The following is a 7779-nucleotide window of genomic DNA, read 5'->3' as shown; positions in this document are numbered from 1 at the left end:
CACTGGAAATAATCAAGAAAACGCAGCCTATCCTTCCGGCTTGTGTGCAGAACGGGTGGCCGTTTTTTATGCCAATGCTCAATTTCCTCAAAATAAAATTAAACAACTTGTGGTTACAGCACGATCAGAAAAACAAGAACTAAAAGAGCCCATCTCCCCCTGTGGCTCCTGTAGACAAGCAATTGCTGAGTATGAAATAAATCAAAACCAACCCATTGAAATTTACTTTATGGGTGAAACCGGCACTATATATAAAGCAGATTCAATCAAAGCACTGCTGCCTTTGCTGTTTGATAAAAAGAATTTGGATTAAATCTTTATTCTAATTTAAAAATCCAGGAATCCCACATTCATTATTTAACTTTCAGTTATTTTTAATTAGTAGTACTTTTTTTATTACTAACTAAAGTAGTATTTTTGCTCTCTAGGTTTTATGAATAAAACGACTGCATCGATATTAGAATCATATTATGAAAAAAATCACAAAGCAAACCTACCTGAACTGGTATGAAGAAATGCTCTTCTGGCGTAAGTTTGAAGACAAACTGGCGCAAGTGTATATCCAGCAAAAAGTACGAGGATTCCTGCATCTTTACAACGGTCAGGAAGCAATTTTGGCGGGATCTTTACACGCGATGGACTTGACAAAAGACAAGATGATTACAGCGTATAGAAATCACGTTCAACCAATTGGAATGGGTGTTGATCCAAAAAAAGTGATGGCAGAACTTTATGGAAAAGCAACCGGAACTTCACAAGGACTTGGAGGTTCGATGCATATTTTCTCAAAAGAACATCGTTTCTATGGAGGGCACGGTATTGTTGGAGGACAAATCCCTTTAGGAGCAGGTCTGGCTTTTGCAGATAAATACTTTGAAAGAGACGCTGTTACTCTTACTTTTTTAGGCGATGGAGCTGCACGACAAGGCTCTCTTCACGAAACACTCAATATGGCAATGCTTTGGAAACTACCTGTAGTTTTCTGTGTTGAAAACAACGGGTATGCAATGGGTACCTCAGTAGCACGAACTGCAAATCACGTTGAAATCTGGAAACTTGGTTTAGGCTATGATATGCCTTGTGGGGCTGTAGATGCTATGAACCCCGTAAAAGTTGCAGAAGAAATGGATAAAGCAATAAAAAGAGCCAGAAAAGGCGAAGGACCTTCGTTTTTAGAATTGAAAACCTACCGCTACCGTGGTCACTCAATGAGTGATGCCCAACTCTATAGAACAAAAGAAGAAGTAGAAGAATATATGAAAATTGACCCCATCACACAGGTGCTGGATGTGATCAAAAAGAAAAAGTATGCAACCAATGACGAAATCAAAGCCATCGATAAACGTGTAAAAGAACGTGTGGCAGAATGCGAAAAATTTGCAGAAGAATCACCATTCCCTGAATCCAATGTGATGTATGACACTGTCTATCAACAAGAAGATTATCCGTTTTTAGCACATAAACCTGAATAAATTATGGCAGAAATAATCAACATGCCACGACTCAGCGACACCATGGAAGAAGGTGTGGTTGCAAAATGGTTAAAAAAAGTAGGAGATAAAGTTTCAGAAGGAGATATCCTCGCTGAAATCGAAACCGATAAAGCCACCATGGAATTTGAATCCTTCTATGAAGGAACTTTACTCCATATCGGCCTGGATGAAGGTGAAACAGCACCTGTAGATCAACTGTTGGCAATTATTGGTGAAGAAGGAGAAGATATTTCTAAACTGCTTGACAAATCAAAAAAAGAACCGAATTCAAAAGAAGAAAATAAAAACACTGAAGAGTCAAATAAAGACAAAAAGCAAAAAGAGGAGAATAAAACTGATGTTGCATCAGAAGATACTGAATTACCAGAAGATATTGAAATCATATCAATGCCACGTTTGAGTGATACAATGACCGAAGGTACTGTAGCATCCTGGCTCAAAAAAGAAGGCGATGAAGTTTCTGAAGGTGATATTCTTGCCGAAATCGAAACCGATAAGGCCACCATGGAATTTGAATCTTTTTACAGCGGAACACTTTTAAAAATTGGAATTGAGGAAGGTGAGTCTGCTCCTGTAGATTCTATTTTGGCCATTTTAGGTCCAAAAGGAACAGATGTTTCGGGATTACTTGAAAAGCTAAAAACCTCAGAAAGTAAAAAGAAAGCTCCTGCAAAAACTTCAGAAGAAAAAACAGAAACAACCACACAGGTAAAATCAGAAAATAAACCTTCTGAATCTAAACAACCTTCAACACAAACTTCAAGTTCAGGAGAACGAATATTTGCGTCGCCTTTGGCTAAAAAAATAGCCGAAGAAAGAGGGATTAATCTTTCGCAAGTAAAGGGCAGTGGTGAAAACGGACGCATTGTAAAAAAAGATATTGAAAACTACCAACCCGGGGCAAATATACAAGCGTATACCCCTGTAGGTAAGGAAGAGTTTGAAGAAGTGAAAAACTCCCAAATGCGTAAAACCATCGCAAAACGATTGGGTGAATCTAAATTTACAGCACCACATTATTACCTAACCATTGACCTCGATATGGACAATGCCATTGCTTCAAGAACAGCAATCAACGAAATGAGTGAAGGAAAAATTTCCTTCAACGATATAATTGTAAAGGCCAGTGCCATGGCTTTGAGAAAGCATCCAAGAGTGAACTCACAATGGAAAGGCGATACCACAATAATCGCAAAGCATATTCATATAGGAGTTGCTGTGGCAGTTGCTGAAGGACTGGTGGTTCCAGTGCTAAAATTTGCAGACCAATTGAGTTTTTCTCAAATAGGTGCAAACGTAAAAGAACTTGCCGGAAAAGCCCGTGACAAAAAACTAAAACCAGAGGAAATGGAGGGCAGTACATTTACTGTTTCTAATTTGGGTATGTTTGGAATTAGAGAGTTTACATCCATCATAAACCAGCCTAATTCAGCTATATTGTCTGTGGGTGCTATCGTTCAAAAACCCGTTGTAAAAAATGGTCAAATAGCAGTTGGAAACGTAATGACCGTTACACTCGCATGTGACCATAGAACGGTTGATGGCGCAACCGGTTCAGCTTATTTACAAACATTAAAACAACACATAGAAAATCCTGTTACAATGTTTGTTTAATCATTTTTGAAATAAAATATTAAATCCCGTTTATACTAAGTATTTCACGGGATTTTTTTATTTTTAAGGAATTCAATTAAATAAACAAATAGAACAACTTGAAAAAAGTAAGCACAACCGTGAGGAACATCATTATCACTGGAACAAGCCGTGGAATTGGCTTTGAATTGGTTCAATTATTTGCAAGAGAAGGCCATAATGTCCTGGCTCTTTCGCGAAATGAATTGCCCTGCAAAAAACTACACCTGGAAAATGTAACAGCAATTTCGTGCGACCTTTCCAATGAGGAGCAAATTAAAAATGCGGTTGATTTTGTAAAAGAAAAATGGACGCACGTGGATGTGTTAATTAATAACTCAGGCTTACTCATAAACAAACCTTTTGAACAACTCACCTCACAAGATTTTATGGATGTATACAAAGTCAATGTTTTTGGTTTAGCAGCAATTACTCAAGCTGTCCTTCCTTTTATGCAAAAAGACAGTCATGTACTAAGTATTAGTAGTATGGGGGGAATTCAGGGGAGCATGAAGTTTCCCGGATTGGCTGCTTACAGTTCAGCAAAAGGAGCCGTTATTACCCTCACTGAACTATTAGCTGAAGAATACAAAGAAACAGGTCCCTCTTTCAATGCAATGGCCTTGGGAGCCGTTCAAACCGAAATGCTTGAAGAAGCTTTTCCCGGATATAAAGCACCACTCACAGCCAAAGAAATGGCCGCATATTTGATGGATTTTGCTCTAACTGGAAATAAATTTTACAACGGAAAAATATTGCAAGTTTCAAGTAGTACACCTTAAATGACCGAAATCCTTAAAAAATACATTCCTGCTCAAGCTGTTCAACCAACTTTTGAGCTGATAAAAAAAAACAACGTCTATTTGCAAATAGTCAATCAACGTGTTACCAGACACGGTGATTACAGAAAACTCACAAACGGGCAACATAAAATCACAGTAAATGCTTCTTCAAATAAATACCGTTTTTTTATTACCCTAATTCACGAAGTTGCTCATCTTGAAGCATTTGAAACTTTTGGAAGAAACATTAAACCACACGGACAGGAGTGGAAACATACTTTTCAAAAATTGATGTTGCCTTTTATCCATCCGGCTATTTTTCCCGCTCAATTGTTGCCATTGGTTGCAAAACACTTTAAAAATCCAAAAGCTAGTAGCGATACTGATGCAAGACTTGCGTTAGCCCTAAAATATTACGACCCTGAAAACGATAAAAATTATATCTTTGAAATTCCTGAAGGGTCACTTTTTAAAATCTACAACGGAAGAGTATTTAAAAAAGGAGCAAAACGCGTAAAACGCTATGAAGGTATTGAATTGCAATCAGGAAAAATGTATTTGTTCAATCCTAATGCCGAAGTGGAATTGCTTAAAGAAAAAGGCTGATTAGGAAAATAAAAAAGAGCTTTGAAAAACAACAATTATTATGCAGTACTTATGGCAGGAGGAATCGGTTCCCGGTTCTGGCCTGTGAGTACAGAAGAATACCCTAAACAATTTCACGACCTCTTGGGCAGTGGAGAAACCCTGATTCAGAAAACCTTTAAGCGCTTGCAAAAAATTGTTCCTTCAGAAAACATACTGATTTTAACCAATGAACGCTACAAAAACCTGGTTTTAGAGCAACTTCCTGAAGTCGTTGAAAACCAATTGATCCTGGAACCGGCGATGCGCAATACAGCACCTTGTATTTTACTGTCGGCATTAAAAATTCAAAAACAAAACCCCGAAGCCGTGATGCTCGTGGCCCCTAGTGACCACTGGATTGAAGATGAAAAAGCATTTCAGGAAAACATCATTATAGCTTTTGAAAACTGTAGTAATAATGATGTGTTGATGACTTTGGGCATAAAGCCCACATTCCCAAACACCGGTTATGGCTATATTGAATTTGAAAAAGCGCAAAACGAAATAAAAAAAGTACTTCGGTTTACAGAAAAACCCGATTATAAAACTGCTAAAAAATTCCTTTCAGAAGGTAACTTTATGTGGAATGCCGGCATTTTTGTGTGGAGTGTAAAGAGCATTATCAGCTCTTTTGAAAATTTTTCACCGGATTTATTTCATTTATTCGAAAATGGAAAAGAATACTACAACACAGCTCACGAAAACAATTTTATAATATCAAATTATAAAAAAGCTGAAAACATTTCAATCGATTATGCCATTTTGGAAAAATCCCCAAAAGTCTATATGCTTCCGGCAACCTTTGACTGGAATGATTTGGGAACCTGGGGTTCTTTGTATGAAAAGCTTCAGAAAGACAAACATAATAACGTAACAATAGGAGGAAAAACACTGTTCCTGGAATCTGAAAATAACATCGTTCATACTGAAAAAGACAAACTGGTAGTTCTGAGTAATTTAACGGATTATATCATCGTAGATAATGGAAAAACACTTATCATTGTACCTAAAGACAAAGAACAGGAAATAAAGCAAATACGTGAAGTGGCAAAGAAAAAGTTCAATTAATGACCTGAAATTATGAATACAAACGATACCAATTCTACAAAGGAATTAAAAAAAAATGCTCAGGGAACTTTTGAAGGCATCAAAGTGTTTCTTTCAGAACTACTCGATATAAGACACGATACTGATAAAGAGGAAACGGTTGAAACGATAAAAAAAGAAATTTCATTTAAAGGCCACAATGCCTGGATTTTGATCTTTTCTGTATTTGTAGCTTCCATTGGTTTAAATGTTAGTAGTACTGCAGTGGTAATTGGAGCGATGTTAATTTCTCCTTTAATGGGACCAATTGTAGGGGTTGGACTATCAGTAGCAATCAATGATATCGATACCCTTAAACGATCGCTTGTAAACCTGGGTGTAATGATTGGGCTGAGTATTCTAACAGCCTATTTGTACTTTTTGCTTTCACCATTAACAAAGCTCACCCCCGAACTTGAGGCCAGAACATACCCAACAATTCTCGATGTATTGGTAGCTATTTTTGGTGGTTTGGCATTGATTGTAGCAAAAACAAAAAAAGGAACAATAGCAAGTGTGATATTTGGTGTGGCGATTGCAACAGCGTTGATGCCGCCACTTTGTACTGCCGGATATGGCCTCGCTGTAGGTAATTTTGAATATTTTGGAGGTGCTTTTTATTTGTTTACAATCAACTCCATTTTTATTGCCTTATCAGCTTTTGTAGTTGCAAAATTACTGGGGTTTCCATTAGTGAAATATGCCAACTCAAAGCGCCGTAAAAGAATTGCTCAAATTGCCACAACCATAGCCATTATAGTGATGATACCCAGTACACTCCTATTTTGGAAGTTACTTCAAAAAGAAATATTCACTACAAATGTAGAAACCTTCATTGCTGAAAATATATTCTATGAAGACTCTTATTTATTTAGATATGATAGCGATTTTGATAAAAATACAATTACTGTTTATCTGGGGGGGGAAGTGGTTCCGGAACCTGTAATCAATACCTGGCAAACGAAACTTTTAAATGATAAAAACTTTAAAGATGTAAGTCTCGAAGTTAGACAAACAAAAGATGATACTGAGTTTTCTTCAACTGATTATGTGACACTCTCTGAAATGTTTTCCAAAAATTTAGAAACATTGGAGTCTAGGGATACCAAAATTAAAAACCTTGAAAATCAAATAAACAAACTCACTACTGGCGACATACCATTTGAAGAATTGATTAAGGAAATAAAAATAAATTATGAAGACTTAAATTCTATATCGTTTTCAAATACCTTAGTATCCAATTTTCAGGAAATAGATACAATTCCGGTTTTTACTGTTTCCTGGAATGATAACGTCTCTAGACAACTTAAAAACTCAAACAACGAGAAAATAAAAAATTGGTTGGCCTTTAAATTAGATAAAGAAAATATTGAAATCAGGGAACAGTAAAATATTATTTACTCTCAATATTTTGCGCAACTCTAATTTTTTTAAACAGTTCTGAGGAGTACACAAAGTCTGTAACGGCTTCATTATCTGTTTTAAATATTTGATGTTTATTACCTTTCCACATTAGTTTTCCATCTTTTAGGAAAATAATCGTTTCTCCAATTTCCATAACCGAATTCATATCGTGGGTGTTAACGACTGTTGTGATATCATATTCTTCGGTAATTTCCTGAATTAGATTGTCAATTACAGTGGCAGTCCTGGGGTCGAGACCCGAATTGGGCTCATCGCAAAACAAATATTTTGGATTATTAACTATTGCTCGTGCAATGGCCACACGTTTCTGCATTCCACCTGAAATTTCAGCAGGCAACTTTTTGTTTACATTCAAAAGATTTACCCTTTTTAAAACCTCATTCACACGGTCCAGCATTTCACTCTTACTTTTTTTACTGAACATTAAAAGAGGAAACATTACATTTTCTTCAATGTTCATGGAATCAAATAAAGCACCCCCCTGAAAAAGCATGCCCATTTGCTTTCTCAAATCACTTTTCTCGTCTTTATTCATGTCGTGAATGGCAGTACCCTCATATATAATCTCTCCTGAATCGGGCTCAAAAAGACCGAGAAGACATTTCATAAATACTGTTTTGCCACTACCACTCTGACCAATAATAATATTGGTTTTTCCTTTTTCAAAAGTGGTTGAAATTCCTTTTAAAACGGCTTCTTCTCCAAAACTTTTGTGGATGTCTATTACTTTGATC

The 7779-nt window shown here is 36.5% G+C and carries 7 protein-coding genes and 1 pseudogene; 7 read left to right on the top strand and 1 reads right to left on the bottom strand.

The window, feature by feature from the left end:
• From AACY61_RS05730 to AACY61_RS05700, 7 genes and pseudogenes are all read left to right on the top strand, one after another.
• A pseudogene (locus AACY61_RS05730) lies at nt 1–313 on the top strand (cytidine deaminase); the annotation flags it as partial.
• A gap of 157 nt (nt 314–470) precedes the next feature.
• Nucleotides 471–1472, top strand: a complete 1002-nt coding sequence (pdhA, locus tag AACY61_RS05725) for a pyruvate dehydrogenase (acetyl-transferring) E1 component subunit alpha (protein ID WP_339610625.1) — start codon at nt 471–473, stop codon at nt 1470–1472.
• A gap of 3 nt (nt 1473–1475) precedes the next feature.
• Complete coding sequence (locus AACY61_RS05720; protein ID WP_339610624.1) at nt 1476–3107, top strand: pyruvate dehydrogenase complex dihydrolipoamide acetyltransferase; 1632 nt, start codon at nt 1476–1478, stop codon at nt 3105–3107.
• Nucleotides 3108–3226: 119 nt separating this feature from the next.
• Complete coding sequence (locus AACY61_RS05715; protein WP_339610627.1) at nt 3227–3907, top strand: SDR family oxidoreductase; 681 nt, start codon at nt 3227–3229, stop codon at nt 3905–3907.
• Nucleotides 3908–4513, top strand: coding sequence for a SprT-like domain-containing protein (locus AACY61_RS05710; RefSeq protein ID WP_339610623.1), 606 nt, complete (start codon nt 3908–3910; stop codon nt 4511–4513). It begins immediately after the preceding gene.
• A 51-nt stretch (nt 4514–4564) separates the two neighbouring features.
• Nucleotides 4565–5602 (top strand): mannose-1-phosphate guanylyltransferase, encoded by a 1038-nt coding sequence (locus AACY61_RS05705; protein WP_339610626.1) that lies wholly within the window; start codon nt 4565–4567, stop codon nt 5600–5602.
• A gap of 12 nt (nt 5603–5614) precedes the next feature.
• The gene (locus AACY61_RS05700) at nt 5615–7009 is read left to right on the top strand and encodes a DUF389 domain-containing protein (RefSeq protein WP_339610622.1); all 1395 of its coding nucleotides are present in this window, start codon (nt 5615–5617) and stop codon (nt 7007–7009) included.
• A 4-nt stretch (nt 7010–7013) separates the two neighbouring features.
• On the opposite strand, the gene AACY61_RS05695 is transcribed toward AACY61_RS05700, so the two are convergent.
• Nucleotides 7014–7778 carry an ATP-binding cassette domain-containing protein gene (locus AACY61_RS05695; RefSeq protein WP_339610621.1) on the bottom strand — a complete coding sequence of 255 codons (765 nt, stop codon included), beginning with the start codon at nt 7776–7778 and terminating at the stop codon, nt 7014–7016.
• Nucleotide 7779: the final 1 nt, after the last annotated feature.

It is taken from the genome of uncultured Planktosalinus sp., from assembly GCF_963973675.1.
Lineage (GTDB): Bacteria > Bacteroidota > Bacteroidia > Flavobacteriales > Flavobacteriaceae > Planktosalinus.
The sequence above is the reverse complement of the archived record's forward strand: the minus strand, read 5'-3'. Positions and strand labels throughout refer to the sequence as shown.

Bases quoted from the DNA above. Each gene is read 5' to 3' on its own strand.
- pdhA (WP_339610625.1), top strand. From the start codon at position 471: ATGAAAAAAATCACAAAGCAAACCTACCTGAACTGGTATGAAGAAATG.
- AACY61_RS05720 (WP_339610624.1), top strand. From the start codon at position 1,476: ATGGCAGAAATAATCAACATGCCACGACTCAGCGACACCATGGAAGAA.
- AACY61_RS05710 (WP_339610623.1), top strand. From the start codon at position 3,908: ATGACCGAAATCCTTAAAAAATACATTCCTGCTCAAGCTGTTCAACCA.
- AACY61_RS05705 (WP_339610626.1), top strand. From the start codon at position 4,565: ATGGCAGGAGGAATCGGTTCCCGGTTCTGGCCTGTGAGTACAGAAGAA.
- AACY61_RS05700 (WP_339610622.1), top strand. From the start codon at position 5,615: ATGAATACAAACGATACCAATTCTACAAAGGAATTAAAAAAAAATGCT.